The organism is Bacillus sp. EA-CB0995 (genome assembly GCF_055814245.1).
This window is the reverse complement of record NZ_CP169269.1, coordinates 2,723,809-2,742,691: the sequence shown is the minus strand read 5'-3', so window position 1 is coordinate 2,742,691 and position 18,883 is coordinate 2,723,809. Positions and strand designations below refer to the sequence as shown.

Here is an 18,883-nt window from a genome sequence, read left to right as displayed (position 1 = left end):
TAGAATGAATCAAGTTCGTAATAGGCAACGCTTTGTTTGTCTATGCGAGCAAGAGAAATAGCCCTTTTGAAGGGCTTTCTTTTCCAAAAAATAAGGGGGGAAAAATAGTGAAGCAAGCAGTTTGGTTTCCAACAGAAGAATATAAAGCAAAAACACGCTTATATCAATGGATGCAATCACTGGGCTATGATGATTATGAAACATTTTATAATAAGTCTATTGAAGATACAGCATGGTTTTGGGGAGAAGCAGAGCGAGCTGTAGGCTACCAATGGATGCGTCCGTATACAGAAGTGTTAGATTTGGCAAACGGTATTCCGTTTGCACAGTGGTATGTGGATGGAACTTGTAATGTCGTAGAATCTGCACTGTCTCGCTGGATTGCAGAAGATGATACGAAAGCGCAAAAGGCTCTCATTTGGGAAGGGGAAAATGGAACATCAAAGTCGTTTACATATGAAGAGTTAGATCATTGGGTGAGCTGCGTTGCAAATGGTCTTAAGCATTTAGGGATTGAAAAAGGAGATCGTGTAACAATTTACATGCCGATGATACCAGAGACAGTAGTTGCAATGTTAGCTGTAATGAAAATTGGTGCAATCATTTCTCCTATTTTCTCAGGATTTGCTTCAGATGCAGTTATGACGCGTGTGCAAGCAGCAGGATCCAAAATGATTATTACGGCAGATGGATTTGCACGCCGCGGTAAAACAGTTTCTTTAAAAGATGAAGTGGATAAAGCATGTGAGCATTGCCCAAGTGTTGAAAAAGTAGTAGTTGTCCGTCATGCTGGGAACGAATTTACACAGCATGATTATGATATTTCATGGAGCGTTCTTGAAAAAGACAAGCCATTTACGCATGCAGAAGAGATGAAAAGCGACGATCCGCTTATGCTTATTTATACATCTGGTACAACAGGTAAACCGAAAGGAACAGTGCATACGCATGCAGGATTCCCGTTAAAAGCAGCATTTGATGCTAGTTTTGGTATGAACGTAAAACAAGGTGACCGTATGCTATGGATTACTGATATGGGCTGGATGATGGGACCGTTTCTACTATTTGGTTCTCTTATTAACGGAGCAACAATGGTTATGTATGAAGGTGTGCCAGATTATCCAGAACCAGATCGTCTATGGGAAATGGTTGATCGTTATAAAGTAACGCATCTTGGTATTTCACCAACATTAATTCGTTCATTAATGGCAAAAGGTGACGCATGGGTGAACAAACATTCACTGCAAAGTTTAGAAGCAATCGGTTCAACAGGTGAACCATGGAATCCAGACCCTTGGATGTGGCTCTTTGAAACAGTTTGCAAGGGGAAAGTACCAATTTGCAACTATTCTGGTGGTACTGAAATTTCTGGTGGCATTTTTGGAAACGTCCTTATTAAACCGATTGCACCAATTAGTTTTAATGCCTCACTACCAGGAATGGCCGCTGTTGTGTTGGATGAAAAAGGTTCACCAGTTCAAAACGAGGTAGGAGAATTATGTTTAGAAAAGCCTTGGGTTGGTATGACGAAAAGTTTCTGGGAAGAAGATGATCGTTATATAAGCACATACTGGTCTCGTTTTGAAAACAAATGGGTGCATGGTGACTGGGTATTATATGATGGAGAACAATACATCATTACAGGTCGTTCTGACGATACGTTAAATATTGCTGGAAAACGTATCGGACCTGCGGAGTATGAATCTATTCTCATAAAACACCATGATGTCGTAGAAGCCGGTGCAATTGGAGTTCCTGATGAAGTGAAAGGTGAAGTGTGTCATTGTTTTGTTGTGTTACGCGAGGGCACTTCGTTTACACCAGAATTGAAAAAAGAATTAATGAGTCTAGTAAACTCTCATATCGGGAAAGCATTGTGTCCGAAAGATATTCATGTGGTCGAAGATTTACCGAAAACACGTAACTCTAAAGTGATGCGCCGCGTTATTAAAGCAGCGTATTTAGGAAAAGAACTTGGAGATTTATCTTCACTTGTGAATCCTGAGGTTGTGACGTATATTCAAGGACTACAGTCTCAGAAACAAATGTAATTTTAAAAAGCAAACTCTTTGATACAGAGAGTTTGCTTTTTAGTTTGTGTTTATGAATACTAATATAAATCGAATTAGGAGTAAGAAATAATGTGCTGTACAAAAAACAGAAAAGTTGATTGTATATAGAATATCAAAGAAAAAGTTCTTTCGTGCGTTACATATACTTCTATTTTGTAACAGTCTTTCTCGTTAGTTGAACAACTATATTTTTAAAATTAGCTTTTTGTTTACTTAATTATGAAATAACAAGAATATTTGAGGGAATTGAAGTCAATATTATAGTTGTTAAAAGAAAAGGAGGTTATGATCATGAACAAACAACGTGCACAAGAAATTGCTGCTTCACCAGTTATGGCTAATGTAACCTATAACGGAGAGCAAATCTACATTCAAAATGTAGATGACAATAATGAAACAGCTAGAATTTATCCTCTCAACCAACCAAATAATGAACAAGAGGTTCCTGTATCTAGCTTAACAGAGCATTAATTGCTTACATGTTTTCTTGATAAAAACAGCTGTCAGAAAAATCTCGATAGCTGTAGCTTTAGAATAAAGTCTGATTGTTAATAAAAAGAGCGAAATCCTGTATTGATAATGCAGGATTTCGCTCTTTTTATTGTTACAAAGTATTAATTAGGGTTGCAGAACCTACTTTGTATATGTTTTAAAGAAGAGTAGACTTAGTAAATCAACTAAATTGAATTATCAAGCAGATTTAATTTTGGTTTTTATAAAAAAAGTTTGATCAGATTTTTAAAATTGATCTAATCCAACCATTTCCTCATTCATTTCAATTGGGAGATATTCAAACTTAGACTATATTGTGTCACAAAATAGTAATGAAAAGTGTGCTTTATATATTTTTTTCGATTGTTGTAAAAGAAAATATAGTGCCATTTTTATTTGATTGTAAAGTATATTTTATATCGAGCATTCTAGATATATCTTCAATTATTTTTAATCCTAGCCCCGCATTTTTGCTATTAATATCGAAACCAATTCCATTATCTCTAATAGAAACAACACTATTTTCAATGGTCAACTCAAGCTTTTTAGCTTTTGAATGTTTTAACGTATTTTGGAAAATGTTATCAAATAACCTTTGAATCCACAAATCATTACTAGTCCATATCAAATCTTTATTTAGTGGATTATATATTAATTCAATATCATGAATACTATACAAATAATCCCACTTTTTAACCATGGTTTCTAATAAATCATGTATATTCACTTCATCATTTAAAATATAAGAACTCTCTAACGTATCAGTGGATTGTAAATTAAATTCATTGGTTAATTCAGCAATATATTGTATTTGTTGATATAAAGATTCTAGTATTGGTGCTTGATCATTATATTGACCTTCTAAGTAAAATAATTGTAATCTCACAGCTGTTAAAGGCGTATTAATATCATGCCTTAATTTATTTAAAAGTTCCTTTTTCATTTCCTCTTGCTGTTTAAGTTCTAATTCTCGATATGTAGTTCTTTCAATTAATAAATTTACTGACCTGATTAGTTCTCCTATTTCATCATCGCTTTTAACGTCTAATTTATTCGGGATCTTTTTATCACTAGCTAAATTTCGAATAGTTTTATTCAATATATTTATTTTATTTAATAGTGAGTTAATCGATTTCGAAAATAAAAAGGCTAATAACAAAAGTGATAAAAAAAATACGACTAGCATTGTAGGATATGCAAAAGATTCATGAAAAGGAATGCCATTATTTTTCATTTTAAAGGCCCTATCATAAATTACTGACATAAGGATACTAATCAATAGTAATAAAAACGGTACGCTTATAACAGCGGAAAATAACAATAACTGGTATTTCTTCTTCAATTTCATTTCTTCATATAGGTATTCAATCTATACCCTTCTCCATATATATTTTCAATAATCTCACCCATTTTATCATTGATTTTTGTTCTGATTTTTTTATGTGTACATTCATGATATTTGGATTTCTGTCTTCAAGTTGCCATAAATAGTCAAAGAAATGTTCTTTCGTTAAAATTCTATCCCTATTTTCGTATAAATAGAAGAATATTTTACGCTCAATCGCAGTAAAAACAACTTCATTATGTAAGCTATTATCGAAAACCTTTTTATGTTCTGCATCAATATATAAATGTTTAATTTGCGTAAAAGTACCATATTGATTATCTAGCATTTTCTGCATTCTTAGTAACAGTTCTCTAGGATCAAAAGGCTTTATCATATAATCCTCACCGATTGTCAAGCCTTGGAGTTTGCTATCCATATCATTTCGAGCGGATAGAAAAATAACTGGAATATTTAATCCTAGTTTTTTTACTTTCCTTGTAATTTGATAGCCATCTTCACCTGGCAACATAATATCCATTATGACTAAATCTATCTCATGGATAATATCAATAATATTTTTTCCTTCTTTCTTCCAACATACATTGTACCCTTCGCGTTGCAAAATTTTTTGCAATAAATCACCAATCATCAAATCATCTTCAACAATTAAAATGTTATATCCTTTCATCACGTAGACCTTCCATTTTTAAATAACAACTTATTAATTTTTTTCTATTTCGTTATGGATAAAATCCAGGGCAAGATTATAAATCTCATCAGGAGCGTATAAATAAATGCTGTGCGTGCCTTCAATTATTTTTACATCTGCTATTAATAGTCGATCCGCAAACTCCTCATAATCTTTGTTTATTTGTTTTGTATATTTCGAGTTTTTATATTGATTAGCAATCGCATCTATAAATAAAATAGGTGTTTCTTTTGGTATCGGTAGGTTAATTGATTTTTTACCGTTATTGTAACTCTGTAACAGCTCTTGCTCCATATCATCATTAAAAGCTTGTTTATATGATAGTGCTTTATAAACTTCTTTTTCATGTTCAGTTAAAAAAGATTGCTGAATCACTTTGGGGTTATAAGTAGCAGAAGGAACGAGTCGCTGAAAACCAATTTTCGTTAAAATATTCATTCCTTTTATTTTTAATGAATCAACTAGGCTCATTTTATAAGTTACGTACTGCTGAGGTAAACCAATATCTAAAGCAATAATTGCCTTTATTTCACTTGGGTATTTTTGCGCCCAGTAAATCGCTTCTAAACCTGATAAAGAGTGTGGTACTAATATATACGGAGGTTTATTTCCACTTTTAATTAGCGCTTCTCTAGTTTGTTCTAATATTGTATCAATATCTCTATCATCGTGAAAAACATCACTGTATCCATAACCTGCTCTTTCTATTACAGCAATCTTGTTTTCTTTTGAAAACTTGCTATATAGTCCTTTCAGTTCATAAACAGGGACAGCTATCCCAGAACCGGACATAAATACATATGTATCCTCACCGCTGCCTTCATTATATACATTAATTTTTCTGTTATTAAAATCAATTAATGTTCCCTCACTTTTAAATAATGCTGCTTCCTTGCTTAATTGATAGTTATGGTATATAAAAACGGATACTGATACGAGTAAGATAATGGCAATAAATATAACAAATATATGCTTTAATACTTTAAATAATTTTCTCATAGGATTCTCCTTTCAAGTTATATTGAAAGGATACGATATAAAAATAAATTTCTAATTAATTTAATAGTAATTAAATTTTTCTCTGTGTTTTGAGATACAAGCCACTTTTCAACTTCAGATGTTCTTCTTCTTTTGGAAATAAACACCCCTTTGGTAATCATAACCAAAAAAGGGGAGTATCGCAATTTTTTTACGAACATTGCGACTTTAGTTCAAAGCCACAGCTATGATTAGATATATGGAGTTAGTATAGTCATATGAGCATAGTAGTTAAGTCCTTATAACAACGGATGTTAAGGAGGAAATGTCCGTATGATAACGCTTGTATCGAGTCATTTTATGCTATTATTAATATATCGTACACAATAGAAATTCCAGCACTATTTCAATACGTCGAGGGATGGTATAATCGTAAGTGAATGCATAGTAGCATTGATTATAGAACTCCTCAAGCAATAGACGATCTGGCTAAAGAAGTAGCTTAGGTTTAATTTTTTTGTCTATTAAATCCAGTAATTAAAACAGAAAGATTATATTCTAAAGGGGAGAAATTAATGAATAATATAGAAAAAGATAGTAATGCTTTAGATGAAAATATAGTTACGTTATATATTACTAGACATGGTAAAACAATGTTAAATGCTAGTGAGCGTGTGCAAGGTTGGGCAGATTCTCCATTAGTAGAGAAGGGTGTTAAAGTAGCTAAAGATTTAGGAAATGGATTAAAAGGTATTCATTTTGATGATGCTTACAGTAGTGATAGTGGCCGCGCAATTGAAACTGCTAACTTAGTATTAAAATATAGCGGGCAATCAAAGTTAAAACTTGAACAAAGGAAAGATTTACGGGAATTGAATTTTGGGATTTTTGAAGGCGAGAAGAATGAAATTATGTGGAAAGTTATTGGAGATGCTGCTGGAGTTACATCAGTAGATGAACTAATGGAGTTATCTATTGAGAAAATTGTTAATTTCATTGCAGCAGCAGACCATACGAAGCAAGCTGAAGATTGGAATACCTTTTCAACTCGTATAAAAAAGAAATTGATAAAATTAGTGAAGAGACTGCCAAAAATGGTGGAGGTAACGTTTTAGTTATATCTCATGGAATTGCAATCATGGCATTAGTAGACATGCTTGATAGTAGTAAAACAAAACTTGGATTAGAAAATGCAAGTGTAACTAAAATTCTCTATAAGGATGGAGAATATAAAGTCGAATCTGTTGGTGATATGAGTTATGCTGAAAAAGGCAAAGAAAGTGTAAGAGTATAAAAGGATGTCGAAAGTAATAGAATGAGAAAAAAGGCGGATTTCTTACGAGAGTAAGAGACCGCCTTTTTTCTTGGAATCTTAAACACTTTAAAAATGTGAAAAAGTGCTAAAAATTCCCCTGATAACTTTCTTAAGTAATTTTAAATAAAAATTGAAGGGATTTTCACCATTTATATCGAATTTATGTGGTGAAAAATGGAAGTGGAGGGATTTTTATGAAAAGTTTTGTAAAACAGACTGCAAAATGGGTAACAGCTTCGACATTTGTAGGTGGGATATTATTTTCTCCTGGACTTACTATAAGTGCTGCAGAAACGGATTACCCTGTAAAAGGAGCATACCATCCGGCAGTTACATCTCCTGTTCAGCTGAAGACACCATTTCAGTCGCAATTCATGAACAAGCACGGACAAGATATATTTGGTCCAGCCAATCCAGACTATAAAATGAACGTTAACTATGATTCTACCAATCATACTATTCAAGGAGAAATGACTGTCACTTTTAAGAACAATACTCGTACGCAGCTAAACGAACTTTATTTTAACTTGTGGGGAAACGCAGAAACATTTAAAGAAAATGGCGGAAGTATGTCTGTTTCTAATGTAAAAGTAAATGGGAAAACAGCAAAATTTACTGTTGATAGTACTGCAATGCATATTTCATCTGTTCAAATTCCCGATAATCAAAAATCTACTGTATCGATGGATTTTGTAGTTCATGTACCGGAACAACAAGATCGTTTTGGTTGGAATAAAAACACTGTTTCGCTTGGAAACTGGTTTCCCATTCTGGCAGTTTACGATAAAGAGGGCTGGAATGTAGATGCTTATTTTCCATATGGAGAATCTTTTTATTCTTTAACTGGAGATTTTGATGTAACACTTACGACTGATAAAGCTCAGGTCATTGCAACGACAGGAACGGAAGTGGGACAACCAGGTATTTCAGGGAATTTAGCAACACATCGTTATAAAGCTAAACAAGTTCGCGATTTTGCAATAGAAATGGATACGACTTACAAAGTAAAACAAACGAAAGTAAATAATGTAAATATTAATGTGTATTATACAGATGAACAGGCACAATATGCTGATTCTATGGTTGAGGCGGGGTTGAGAGCATCAAGCTGTACAGTGACCGCTTTGGAGAGTATCCATGGCCAGAACTAGATATCGTTGGCATGGAAGGCTGGTTTGGCGGAATGGAATATCCGCAATTAACGATGATTAGTATCGCTGGTAATCCTCCTCAAGAATGGGTCAAACATGTTACTGCACATGAAATTGGGCATCAATGGTTTTATGGCATTATTGGAAATAACGAGAACGATGAACCGTGGCTTGACGAATCATTTGCTAGTTTTGCAGCTGCGCTCTACGGCAAAGAACTTGATCAACTAAATGCGGAACCTGTCGGAGACTATCATCTTTCGTATCCTGTTTCAACATTTACTGAACATGCTGCAGAAGGCGGGATTGGAGCATATTATGGTATGATTTATGGTTACGGTTCAAGAACAGTTAATGATCTTCGTCTTGAACTTGGCGATGAAGTCTTTTACAAAGCGATGAAAGATTACTTTAACGAAAAGAAATTTGGTGTGAGTACGACAAAAGATTTTATTCAAATTATGGAGAAATCAACTGGAAGAGATTTGACAAATTTCTTTGCATCTCATAGGGTATTTGTTTCCGACCAAGAATAAACAGAAAAACCTGCCACGAATCGAATTCGGCAGGTTTTTCTGTTTAACGATAATTATCCCGCTGATAAGTTGCTACTTTCATCATATACACTACTTTGTAGAAAATATTATTATAATATGAGAGGATGAAAATAACGAATTTTCATTCTAATATTGGTACAATTGTAGGTGAGACTATACGGAAAATTGAATTGTTCAAGGTGAAAAATTAAAGGGGGACGAAGAGATGAATCACCATTTAGAAGAAAGAAAATATACCTTTGATGATATTGTCTACGAATATGAAAAAATACGGCCAACTTATCCAAAAGAACTATTTGATGATATTATCAATTATTCAAAAATTGAAAAAGATTCTCCCGTTCTTGAAGTTGGCTGCGGTACAGGAAAAGCGACGGAGGGGTTTGTTCAACTAGGATATAAATGTATTGATTGTGTTGAGCTTGGAGAGCAACTAGCTCAATTTACAGCTGATAAATTCAAATATGAAAAAGACGTCCAAGTGTATCGAAGTGCTTTTGAAGAATGGACTCCGCAGCATTATGAATATTCGTTTGCATTTTCCGCAACTGCATTTCATTTTATTAATCCTGAACTTGGCTATCCGAAAGTGGCGAGTTTGTTACGTAATCATGGGACAATGGCATTCTTTTGGACATATCACATACAACCTAATACAGATGTTTTTCGAGAGATTGGAGCTTGCTATGAAAAATATACACCGCATTTACACCCTAATAAGTTACCAACGCCAGACGAACTAATTGAAGAACGAAAAGGTCTTACAATGCAGCATAATTTGTTTCAAGATTTAGTTGTGAAAACATATACGTGGACTGATACATATACAAGTGACGATTATATTGCACTATTACATACACAATCTGCGCATCGCTTGCTTCAAAAAGATATAAAAGAAAAATTGTTTCATAGTATTCGTAACGTAATCGAAAAACATGGTGGCAAAATTGAAAAACCACAGTTTGTTGCGTTGTATTTAGCACGAAAAAAATAATAAGGGATATCTCGAAATACATTTTCTAACAACGAATCTACATAAGAGAGGGAGTTTTTGGATGAATAATTTCGAATGTAAAATGTTAACGATGTGTATGGTGCAAGATGGGGACAAAGTATTACTAATGAATCGTCCAGATCGTTTGGGGTTTCCTGGGTTCATTGCTCCAGGTGGAAAAGTCGACTTTCCTGAAAGTATTGTAGACGGAGCCATTCGAGAAGTACGTGAAGAAACAGGTTTAATTGTAAAAGACATCATTTTTAAAGGGATATCCGAGTTTTGTGAGCCGAATATGAAATTAAGATATATGGTATTTAATTATCTTGCTACATCTTTTGAAGGAAAGCTACTTGAAGATCCACCAGAAGGAGAATTAGTATGGGTGGATATAAAAGATGCGCTAAATTTACCGATGCAAGATTGGTTCAGAAAAAGGTTTCCTCTATTCTTTGAACCCGGAACATTTGAATGGCACTCGGTGTGGGATAAAGAGCGTGATATTACTTTAAATAGGGTGGAAAAACATTATAAAGAATCAGAGTTTTATAAAGTGTAAATGAAGGTACATTTTGTTATTCAAAAAATAGAAACAGCCAGGGAATTTGACTGTTTCTATTTTTTGAATAAGGGATATTTCGTTATTTTGTTCATAAGATTCATTTTTATAATTCGATAGTGGGCAAGTAGTGCAATACATACCTCCTAGGATTATACCGGCCAATACATCTAAAGGATAATGTACTCCAACCCAAATTCTCGAAAAGGCAATACACATTTCAAACATGACCCACATAAATTTATTTCCTCTACTAGATAGCCAAATCGTTACAGCAATTACTGAAGCAGTTGTAGCATGATCACTTGGGAAAGAAGAATTCGCAAGTGTGATCAACGAATTGTTTAATATGTCGCACGTTAAAATTTCACGTAACGTAATGAAAAAGGATTATTTTTTATTATGTAGAATAAAAACTTGATGGCTATAAGCATTTTTATAAAGATCGTATAGAATAAATCAAATTATAAATCCTATCTTGTTAACAGGAAGTTAAGAGCTAAATATTCAGCACATGCTAGAACAATACAATAAGCTTCATACATATGAATACTCTTATTTCGATTTAAATGAGAAGCTAGGGAAGTGTGGAGGAACTCCAACTAGACAAAGAAAGAATCATAGCATGGGGATTATGTCACTGTATTCTTTCAGCTTGGTGTGACATAGAAAGCAATGAACAAGTGTCTGAAGAAACAATCGCTTGTGCTTGCTGGTTTGATGAATTAAGAGTTAGTTTGAAATACAATTAAGCTGTTTAATAAAAAATATAGATCAATTACATTGAAATTTTAGAAAACCGAGGAGTGATTTTCGGTGTGTAATGTTGAGATAAGAAGACCACGAATTGAGGACATTGAAGAACTAAATCAATTTTTTAGTACAACCATTAAAGATACGTTTGCTAGAGAAGGTTTATCTGAGTTGCTAGATGATATAGAAAAGGAAATTGAAAATAAGAAACAATATTTGAAATGTGACTTTGATAGCAATGGGAGAAATCGATATTTTTTAATAGCTGTAGATAAAAAGTGGAATAAAGTTATTGGTACAATTGAATATGGTCCAGCTAGTGAACTAATTAACATTTGCACAGATAGAGCATTGAAAGAGCTATATGAGGTAGGAACTGTATTTGTACTTCCAGAATATCAAAGGCGTGGTATCGGAACATTACTTTTAAATGTAATGTTTCTCACCCTGTTGAATAGGGATATTAAAGAATTTTGTTTGGATAGTGGATATACAAATGCACAGAAGATATGGAAGAAGAGATTTGGAGAGCCTGATTATTTACTGAAGGATTATTGGGGTGAGGAGTGTGATCATATGATTTGGAAGAGACGCACTGATGATATGTCTATAATATTTAGTAGATGAGTAAAGTGTGCTTTAGGATAGCACCACATCGCCATTAATCTAAGTTTATCCCGCATTAACGAGCAATAAGACCCCCACTGATGGAAGTTTCACTTTATATAAGTTCAATTTTAGATGAGATTATTAATTTCTTCTTAAGACCTAGTTTCTGAGTTTACAAAAAAATAGAATAGATAGGAGTTCAATTACCATTGAAACAAAAACTATATTCTTATTGTTTACAAGGAAATGTTAATAAAGCTTATGAATATCTCCAAAGTATTGATAATAATATTGGTTTGGAAAAGCTTAAAAAGAAATACTACAACCGTTTTTTTGCTGAAAAACAAGTATTTCAATATAAAACAAAAGATGCTTGGATTAGAAGTGTTATTAGAGTATATTACGAATACTTTATATCCGTCTTAACAAATAGAAAAAATAAAGAAGAAGCAGAAAGTATCTTAGCGGAACACCTTATAGAGTTGTTACCAGGAATTGAAACTACAAATGACCTAGATTCTATTGAAGAAATATTAGCTAAAGAGTTTAAAGCAAGAGGATTTTACTTTCTTGGAGGAGTTACTCCACCCTATAGGGAGCCATACATTTGGAGGAAAGAAGAGAAGGCTGAGTATGAAATTATCCTGCCAAATAAATCTAAAAAGGTTGTCGTATATTTCATGTCAGATTTTATTATGCAGAGCTGGTTGCATTTCGCTACCTTTGGTGGGAGAGCAGCAGGAGGATGGGCATCAAAAAATGCCTTATATTGTGTAAAAGAAAGGTATGAAAAAGTTTTAAATAAGCCGGATTTTTTATACTCTTATCTTGCTCATGAAGCGCAACACTTAGCGGACTATGAAGACTTCCCATGTCTTCTTCCCGTAGATTTAGAATATCGAGCAAAATTAGTAGAATTAATTTACCATCCTTTAAATAATAAGGTATTAATGAAAAGGTTTTTATCAGACGCTGATAATAATAGGGAGAATCCACATCCATATTCAAGTTATGTAATTTGTGCTAATTTGTCAAAAGAAATATATAGTGTGGATTATGTGACTGATCCTGAAAGGTGGAGGGAAATCGATTCTAAAATACTTAGTAATGTAGCTCAAGAGTTATTTCGAAAACATACTAACTTATTAACCAATCAGGGGAAAGAAAACGTAGAGAGTGTTATTTAAAAGAGGATTACTTAAAAATATATTGAATGGCTTTAATTAACTTGAAAATAAATGATACTGTATTTTGATAGAAAATTGCGGGGGTTCTGAAAGATGAAAATTTATTTAACGAGACATGGCCAAACAGAATGGAATGTTGAAAATAGAATGCAAGGTTGGAAAGATTCTAAGTTGACTAATGAAGGAATAAATAATGCAATTTCTTTAAGTAAATCATTAAAAGATATAAAGTTTGATACAGTTTATGCGAGTACAAGTAATAGAGCGATAGAAACAGCTAAATTTATTATTGGCCAAAATGATACGAATCTCGTATTACACGAAGATTTAAGAGAAATTAATATGGGTGCCTGGGAAGGGAGAACACATGAAGAAATTAAACAATCTTTCCCTACACAATACAAGAATTTTTGGGAAAATCCAACACAATATGAACCAGCTGCTGGAGAAACGTTTGAGCAATTCGTACATAGGGTCGTGTCTATATTTCATACTATTATTTCAAATCATCAAGATGAAAACATTCTAATTGTTACGCATGCTGTGTTTCTCAAAGCATTACTTATGCATGTCAAAGGTAATTCTATTACAAATTTATGGGACCCTCCTTTTCTACATGGTACAAGTTTAACTGTTTTAGAAATGAAAGATGGAAATTATAATATACAGCTAGAAGGATATACTACCCATTTTGATAAGGTTGTAACAATTTAACGAACTGTTGATAGTAGAGACTCTATTTTCGTTTTTTTGTCACCAATTCGAGAATAGGGTCTTTCTAATCTGGGAATTTAGAGCATCAATACAGTTAGGAATTGACATAAATACTAGAAAGGAATGATACCCATGAATCGAATTGCTATCGTTGCAGCATGGGAACCAGAGCTTGCGTATTTACATAAATATTATCCAAGTTATCGTAAAGAAGAACGAGCGGCTTGGGAATTTCATTTTCATAATATGAACGGGATTGAAGTCGTTTCTGTCATAACCGGAGTCGGTAAAGTCCAATGTGCAAGTTGTGTTCAGCTTCTTATTAGTGAATTTCAACCAGAACGACTATTTATGACAGGAATTTGTGGAAGCTTATCAAATAAGGTGAAAAACGGTGATATTGTTGTCGCCACTAAAGTTATGCAACATGATGTAACAGGTGCGGGAACTGGAGCGGATCCGTTTGATTTATATACGGGCAGAGCAGCGTGTATTCAACCTTCGAAACATTTGATTAAAGAAATGAAAAAGTTGCAATTCGTTTATACCTCTCATTATGGTACCTTCATTTCAGGCGATCAACGTATTCGTAGTTCGGAAACGAGAGAATTACTTCGGACAGTTTACGGAGCGCTTGCGGTCGATCAAGAAGTTGCTGCATTTTCTTACGTTTGTCATGTGAATGGCAAGCCATTTCTTTGCTTAAAAGCTGCTTCAGATCAAGCGAATGATAAAACAGCAGAAGAGCAAAGAGTATTTAAAATGTTAGCTTGTGAGAAAGCGTGCGAATATATAGTTGCATTTTTATTGCATTCTTTTAAAGAAATCAAAGCGTAGGTTTTCTCAACTATTTGTTAATGAATTTTTTAGAAAAGGCATTTTAGGTGATGGAGATGCAAATGAAAAAAGTATACAAACAGTTGGTACGATTTTATTTTTGGTAATCATCTTCATGATTGTTTTAGTTTGGAAAACAGCTACAAGTAATGAAATAAAAAAATCTATTACTAAAACAGATAATAATGCACTTTCTAATGGCATAGATGGTTATATTTTACTTAAGGGAGATACTGTGTTTTTTATTGAAGAGAAACATATAAAAGATGATTACGACAGAAAAAACTTAGAAGAAAGATTAAAAAGGAGATTTCCCGCTGACACTATTTTACACTTTAATAATCCAAATATAGAAAAGGAATTACAAACAGGTGACAAAGTTAGAATAGAATGTAGTGAAATACTTGAATCTTATCCTGCGAAAATACGGGTTACAAAGTTGGAGAAAATTCAGTATTAAGAGATAGAGATGTTTCATTCAATATTTGAGAATATAGATGTGGCTTTGAAATAAAGTTCAATCAAATTATTATTTTAATATTCCCAAAAATAATACATTGGTCATTTTGAAATGAAATGCATTATAATGGATAGGACAGATTCTAGGTAAAGAGGTTATGGAAATGAATAAAGTATACAACGATTTATTGAATATATTAGATGATACTAAAGTTAAAAAAGACGAACCGTTAAAAAAATACACTTTCACTAAAACGGGTGGAAATGCGGATTATTTTGTTTTACCTACTACGTATCAAGAGGTACAAGACGTAATAAAATATGCAAATCAAAATAATATTGATTTTACTATTTTAGGTAATGGTTCAAACATAATTATTAAGGATGGCGGCATTAGAGGGATTGTTCTGAATTTAACTAAATTGACTGATATCTCATTGAAAGATAATAAGATAATTGTTCAAAGTGGGGCAACCATTATTGATACTTCTAGATTTGCATTGAAAAATCATCTAACTGGATTAGAATTTGCTTGTGGAATTCCAGGAACAGTTGGCGGAGCAGTATATATGAATGCAGGAGCATATAGTGGCGAAGTATCACATGTTATTGAAAGTGTATTAGTTATAACTAGAGATGGCGAAATTCTTAATTTAAATAAAAATGATTTAGAATTAGAATACAGAAACAGTTGCATTTCTAGAAAAGGATATCTTGTGTTAGAAGCGACATTTGATTTACAAGAAGGTGAATACAATATAATCAAAGAAAAAATGGATGAATTGACATTTTTGCGTGAATCAAAACAACCATTAGAATATCCTTCTTGTGGTAGTGTTTTTAAACGTCCTCCAGGTATGTTTGCTGGTAAGTTAATTCAAGATAGCGGGCTGCAAGGAAAACAAATAGGAGATGCCCAAGTATCTACTAAGCATGCTGGATTTATCGTAAATGTAGGTGAAGCTACAGCGAGTGATTATGTAAAACTTATCCGATATGTACAGGAAAAGGTAAAATCCAAATTTAACGTAGAATTAGAAACGGAAGTAAAAATTATTGGAGAAGATTTAGTATCTTAATAGTAAGCGCCTCTCGAAATGAGAGGTGTTTTTTATTTGGGATAAATAAGTATAAAGAATTAGACCTGTTGTTAAAAAGTAATCTTGATTGGACAATTGTACGTTTACCATTTGTAGTAGAAGGAGTTGCTACTAGCAGAATAAAAGAGAGTTTGACAGATATACCGGGTATAAAGATTCATAATGGTAATATTGCTGATTTTCTGATTAGACAGATTTCCAGTCCCTTATATGTAAGAAAATGTCCTTTCATTGCTAATTAATAGTTTGTAGTCGATTAATTGTTTACCTATTTCCCTTTATGGTATAAGTACTGTATCAGCAAGAAAGCGAGATTTTCTGAAAAAATTAGGAACCTTTTTTGCACCTTTTAATATCCTTTTATTGTAAAATATTTATAGATAGGAGGAGTGTATATGAAATTTGAAGATAATAGAATACTAGGGATTCAGTTAGGTGCTTTACTAGTGACAGAGAATCATAGATATTTAGTGATAAAGAAAAATGATCATTATTCTCTGCTTAATATTGAAACAATGGAATGCAGTATATTAGAAGTAGCCTTGGAACATATTGAAGAAGTGATGGCAGAGGATTTGCAGGAATCAGTCAAACAAATTATTCCTGCTGAGCATTTGAAACTTGTTGCGAAGAATATTGTATGAAAGGGCGTCTTTTAAATAGATAATACTGAATATTTCGTTATTATCGTTTTAGAATCGTTACAAACGCAATTTGAATCTCTGCTACAAGCAGAGATTCAATGCAATGAGAAGCTTAGATTAATGATAGAGTATTTACCTATTATTGTCGTAGTTGATCAATTTCAGTATTAGATGTATGAAAATCCAAATCATACACATGTGGAAAGAAAGGGAAAGTTTCAAGAACTTGCAAGAACATATGACTTTGACTTTGTAAACTGGAAAGGTTATGAAAGCTGGTTAGCAATAAGACGTTTGTCTATTTTACATATTTTTGAATCTCCTTTTCGCAATTGCACAAATAGGTGCCAGATGTATAAGTAATATAAAGAGAATCCAAAACAAGCCTTAATTAATTATAAAGAAGCGCTATCTTTAGGAAGTACAAAATCAGTAAAAGAAGTGTATGAAGCGGCAGGTATTCGCTTTGATTTTTCAGCGCACACACAATTAAAGAGTTAATGGAGTTTGTGGGGAAAGAACTGCAGTTAATAGATTAGACATAATAAGATTACCTTTGACAAAGGTCCTATTCTTTATCATATAGAGAATGGCCTTTTTCCTATTTTGAATATAGTGTAAGTTTCATAGTATAACTAAAAATAATAAAAATACGTAAAAAAGTGAACCATTTCTTCTTTTAGAGGGAATAAGTAGTGAAAAGAAAGGAGGGTGAAATGTGTCTGAACAAGATTATTTGAATAAAGCTAAGGCTGGAGATCAAGATGCTTTTAATTTGTTAGTAAAACCATACATACTACCTGCGCATCAGATGGCATATATGCTTCTTCGAGATCGAACAGGAGCTGAAGATGCCGTACAGGAAGCTCTTTTGCGTACATACAAATCTTTACATCGATTTAATCCAGAGATAGCTTCATTTAAGACATGGTTTCATAAAATTGTAATCCATGTTACATGGAAGATGGCGCAGCGAAAGCGTCTTTTCTTACCTTTGCAAGATTTTTGGGGAAGATCAAGAGAAGGACAGCCAGAAGGGTTTTATTTGCAAGAAGAAAATGAGCGAGAGTTATACAACTGTATTCGAAAACTTTCTCTCAAACATCAGACAGTGATTGTATTATATTACATGCAAGATTTATCAGTTTCAGAAATTTCCTCAATTCTTACAGTTAGTGAAGGAACGGTAAAATCTAGGCTCTATCATGGTAGAGAGCAATTAAAGAAACAATTACTGTCCTTACCGAAAGATGTTTCACTGAAGGAGGGATGGATATGGAACAAAAATTAAGAAAAATAATGCAAAGTATTCAACAACAGCTTTCATTTCCTGAGGAAGTAGATATTCGTATTGTACTTAGAAAAAAGAAACGATCGCCAAAGAAGAAATTTGTAATGTTTCTTATCACTGCAACATGTCTTTTACTGTTTTTTATTACAGATGTTCCGGCTAGTGTAGCGAATTTGTTTGGAGTAAGTACAGCTCCTCGTCATCCATATAGTCAATATCTTGTGCATAATGCACATTACTATATTCCTGCTGGTGAAAATGTGTCTAAAGAGCAATTAGGAAGAGAACTTGGGAAAGTATCACGTGGCGGAGATTGGCAATTTTTACGAGAAGGTGATACAACAGAATACGTCCCTGGTACCAAATATTACTCGATACAAGGAAAGTCAACGGAAGAAGTAATTGCTGTTGAAAGAATAGGAGGGACAGTTAAGAAGCCTGTTGTAGAGAAATACGAGGTTTTAAAACGTGCAAAACCATTAGAAAAAGTAGATGTAAAACAAATCTTTGGAGGGAAAAATGATCCAAAGGAAGTACAAGCAGCTTATTATAATATACGAGAGGTCATTCCTTTTTTAAAAGTTTTACAATCTCCTGATGTAGAAATGACTTTTATTACGTTACAGAATGATGGGACTCATTATTACACCAAAATGGAGTATAGGCCTACTGCAGAAAGTAAAATAGGACAAACTATTATTTTACCTTATAAATCTACTAGTCATGAGGTAGAGAAAATGATCTTTATACAAGAGTATCAAGAGGAATTTGGAAGAGGAAAAAAGAATTTGAACATTTTACATCTGGTGGTGGAGACTTTCAGTATGATTTGAACAAAAAGGTTTCAACATTTTTTTCAAGTGGTCTAGAGTGGATTGAATATAAACCTGCCTATGTAGAGAAGTACCCTGGACGATTTGAAAATTATGATCACATATATCGTGCGAAAGCTAATGGTATTATGTATGAGGTGTCTAGTCAAGGATGTTCCATAGAAGAAATAAAACAGCTTTTAGAAACGTTTTTACCAGCGGGTAGTTAATAAAAAAACACATTATATAATTATGTTATGTAAACTGTGTGCAGAATGTAAAGAAATAAAAATGCTCTTTACTTAACAATAAGAAGCATGAGG

Annotated in this window: 19 protein-coding genes and 5 pseudogenes; 20 read left to right on the top strand and 4 right to left on the bottom strand. The window is 33.2% G+C overall.

Annotated features, from left to right (window positions below; genetic code table 11):
* Nucleotides 1-107 precede the first annotated feature (107 nt).
* Nucleotides 108-2,051, top strand: a complete 1,944-nt coding sequence (locus ACEWFJ_RS14240) for an AMP-binding protein (RefSeq protein ID WP_473689012.1) — start codon at nucleotides 108-110, stop codon at nucleotides 2,049-2,051.
* 312 nt (nucleotides 2,052-2,363) lie between these two features.
* On the top strand, nucleotides 2,364-2,543 hold the full coding sequence (locus ACEWFJ_RS14235; protein WP_473689011.1) for a small acid-soluble spore protein H: 180 nt from the start codon (nucleotides 2,364-2,366) through the stop codon (nucleotides 2,541-2,543).
* Between the two features lie 367 nt (nucleotides 2,544-2,910).
* On the opposite strand, the gene ACEWFJ_RS14230 is transcribed toward ACEWFJ_RS14235, so the two are convergent.
* The 3 genes and pseudogenes from ACEWFJ_RS14230 to ACEWFJ_RS14220 all read right to left on the bottom strand — a co-directional run bounded on the left by ACEWFJ_RS14230 (nucleotide 2,911) and on the right by ACEWFJ_RS14220 (nucleotide 5,599).
* Entirely contained in the window at nucleotides 2,911-3,912 is a 1,002-nt protein-coding gene (locus ACEWFJ_RS14230; RefSeq protein WP_473689010.1) for a sensor histidine kinase, read from the bottom strand.
* Nucleotides 3,909-4,579 (bottom strand): annotated as a pseudogene (gene ybdJ, locus ACEWFJ_RS14225) (two-component system response regulator YbdJ). Before ybdJ ends, ACEWFJ_RS14230 begins: the two are co-directional and overlap by 4 nt.
* A 33-nt stretch (nucleotides 4,580-4,612) precedes the next feature.
* Entirely contained in the window at nucleotides 4,613-5,599 is a 987-nt protein-coding gene (locus tag ACEWFJ_RS14220; RefSeq protein ID WP_473689009.1) for an alpha/beta fold hydrolase, read from the bottom strand.
* Between the two features lie 296 nt (nucleotides 5,600-5,895).
* Between ACEWFJ_RS14220 and ACEWFJ_RS14215 the strand changes: the two are divergent.
* The 6 genes and pseudogenes from ACEWFJ_RS14215 to ACEWFJ_RS14190 all read left to right on the top strand — a co-directional run.
* Nucleotides 5,896-6,084 (top strand): annotated as a pseudogene (locus ACEWFJ_RS14215) (IS3-like element ISBce13 family transposase); the annotation flags it as partial.
* Nucleotides 6,085-6,153: 69 nt separating this feature from the next.
* Nucleotides 6,154-6,872: pseudogene (locus tag ACEWFJ_RS14210) on the top strand (histidine phosphatase family protein).
* 215 nt (nucleotides 6,873-7,087) lie between these two features.
* Entirely contained in the window at nucleotides 7,088-8,044 is a 957-nt protein-coding gene (locus ACEWFJ_RS14205) for a gluzincin family metallopeptidase (RefSeq protein ID WP_473689008.1), read from the top strand.
* Nucleotides 7,996-8,580, top strand: coding sequence for a M1 family aminopeptidase (locus ACEWFJ_RS14200; protein ID WP_473692503.1), 585 nt, complete (start codon nucleotides 7,996-7,998; stop codon nucleotides 8,578-8,580). Before ACEWFJ_RS14205 ends, ACEWFJ_RS14200 begins: the two co-directional genes overlap by 49 nt.
* 226 nt (nucleotides 8,581-8,806) lie before the next feature.
* Nucleotides 8,807-9,595 carry a methyltransferase domain-containing protein gene (locus ACEWFJ_RS14195; RefSeq protein ID WP_473689007.1) on the top strand — a complete coding sequence of 263 codons (789 nt, stop codon included), beginning with the start codon at nucleotides 8,807-8,809 and terminating at the stop codon, nucleotides 9,593-9,595.
* A gap of 61 nt (nucleotides 9,596-9,656) precedes the next feature.
* Complete coding sequence (locus ACEWFJ_RS14190) at nucleotides 9,657-10,154, top strand: NUDIX domain-containing protein (RefSeq protein WP_473689006.1); 498 nt, start codon at nucleotides 9,657-9,659, stop codon at nucleotides 10,152-10,154.
* Here ACEWFJ_RS14190 and ACEWFJ_RS14185 read toward each other — a convergent pair.
* A complete protein-coding gene (locus ACEWFJ_RS14185; RefSeq protein WP_473689005.1) occupies nucleotides 10,134-10,490 on the bottom strand; it encodes a phosphatase PAP2 family protein in 357 nt (118 codons plus the stop codon). The two genes, ACEWFJ_RS14190 and ACEWFJ_RS14185, sit on opposite strands and share 21 nt — an antisense overlap.
* Before the next feature lie 480 nt (nucleotides 10,491-10,970).
* On the opposite strand from ACEWFJ_RS14185, the gene ACEWFJ_RS14180 reads away from it, so the two are divergent.
* The 12 genes and pseudogenes from ACEWFJ_RS14180 (at nucleotide 10,971) to ACEWFJ_RS14125 (ending at nucleotide 18,790) form a co-directional block, all read left to right on the top strand.
* Nucleotides 10,971-11,534, top strand: a complete 564-nt coding sequence (locus ACEWFJ_RS14180; RefSeq protein ID WP_473689004.1) for a GNAT family N-acetyltransferase — start codon at nucleotides 10,971-10,973, stop codon at nucleotides 11,532-11,534.
* 191 nt (nucleotides 11,535-11,725) lie between these two features.
* A complete protein-coding gene (locus tag ACEWFJ_RS14175) occupies nucleotides 11,726-12,703 on the top strand; it encodes a hypothetical protein (protein ID WP_473689003.1) in 978 nt (325 codons plus the stop codon).
* 93 nt (nucleotides 12,704-12,796) lie between these two features.
* Nucleotides 12,797-13,417 (top strand): histidine phosphatase family protein, encoded by a 621-nt coding sequence (locus tag ACEWFJ_RS14170; protein ID WP_473689002.1) that lies wholly within the window; start codon nucleotides 12,797-12,799, stop codon nucleotides 13,415-13,417.
* A gap of 132 nt (nucleotides 13,418-13,549) precedes the next feature.
* The gene (gene mtnN, locus ACEWFJ_RS14165) at nucleotides 13,550-14,254 is read left to right on the top strand and encodes a 5'-methylthioadenosine/S-adenosylhomocysteine nucleosidase (protein WP_473689001.1); all 705 of its coding nucleotides are present in this window, start codon (nucleotides 13,550-13,552) and stop codon (nucleotides 14,252-14,254) included.
* 115 nt (nucleotides 14,255-14,369) lie between these two features.
* Nucleotides 14,370-14,714 (top strand): DUF3221 domain-containing protein, encoded by a 345-nt coding sequence (locus ACEWFJ_RS14160; RefSeq protein WP_473689000.1) that lies wholly within the window; start codon nucleotides 14,370-14,372, stop codon nucleotides 14,712-14,714.
* Nucleotides 14,715-14,871: 157 nt separating this feature from the next.
* Nucleotides 14,872-15,792, top strand: coding sequence for a UDP-N-acetylmuramate dehydrogenase (murB, locus tag ACEWFJ_RS14155; RefSeq protein WP_473688999.1), 921 nt, complete (start codon nucleotides 14,872-14,874; stop codon nucleotides 15,790-15,792).
* A 44-nt stretch (nucleotides 15,793-15,836) separates the two neighbouring features.
* Nucleotides 15,837-16,055, top strand: a pseudogene (locus ACEWFJ_RS14150) (NADH-flavin reductase); the annotation flags it as partial.
* Nucleotides 16,056-16,208: 153 nt separating this feature from the next.
* Nucleotides 16,209-16,457 (top strand): hypothetical protein, encoded by a 249-nt coding sequence (locus ACEWFJ_RS14145; RefSeq protein ID WP_473688998.1) that lies wholly within the window; start codon nucleotides 16,209-16,211, stop codon nucleotides 16,455-16,457.
* Nucleotides 16,458-16,577: 120 nt separating this feature from the next.
* Nucleotides 16,578-16,996 (top strand): annotated as a pseudogene (locus tag ACEWFJ_RS14140) (M3 family oligoendopeptidase); the annotation flags it as partial.
* A 179-nt stretch (nucleotides 16,997-17,175) separates the two neighbouring features.
* Entirely contained in the window at nucleotides 17,176-17,748 is a 573-nt protein-coding gene (locus ACEWFJ_RS14135; protein WP_473688997.1) for an RNA polymerase sigma factor, read from the top strand.
* Complete coding sequence (locus ACEWFJ_RS14130; RefSeq protein WP_473688996.1) at nucleotides 17,733-18,581, top strand: hypothetical protein; 849 nt, start codon at nucleotides 17,733-17,735, stop codon at nucleotides 18,579-18,581. Before ACEWFJ_RS14135 ends, ACEWFJ_RS14130 begins: the two co-directional genes overlap by 16 nt.
* Entirely contained in the window at nucleotides 18,578-18,790 is a 213-nt protein-coding gene (locus tag ACEWFJ_RS14125) for a hypothetical protein (protein ID WP_473688995.1), read from the top strand. The genes ACEWFJ_RS14130 and ACEWFJ_RS14125 overlap by 4 nt, the downstream gene beginning before the upstream one ends.
* The last annotated feature ends 93 nt before the right edge of the window (nucleotides 18,791-18,883 follow it).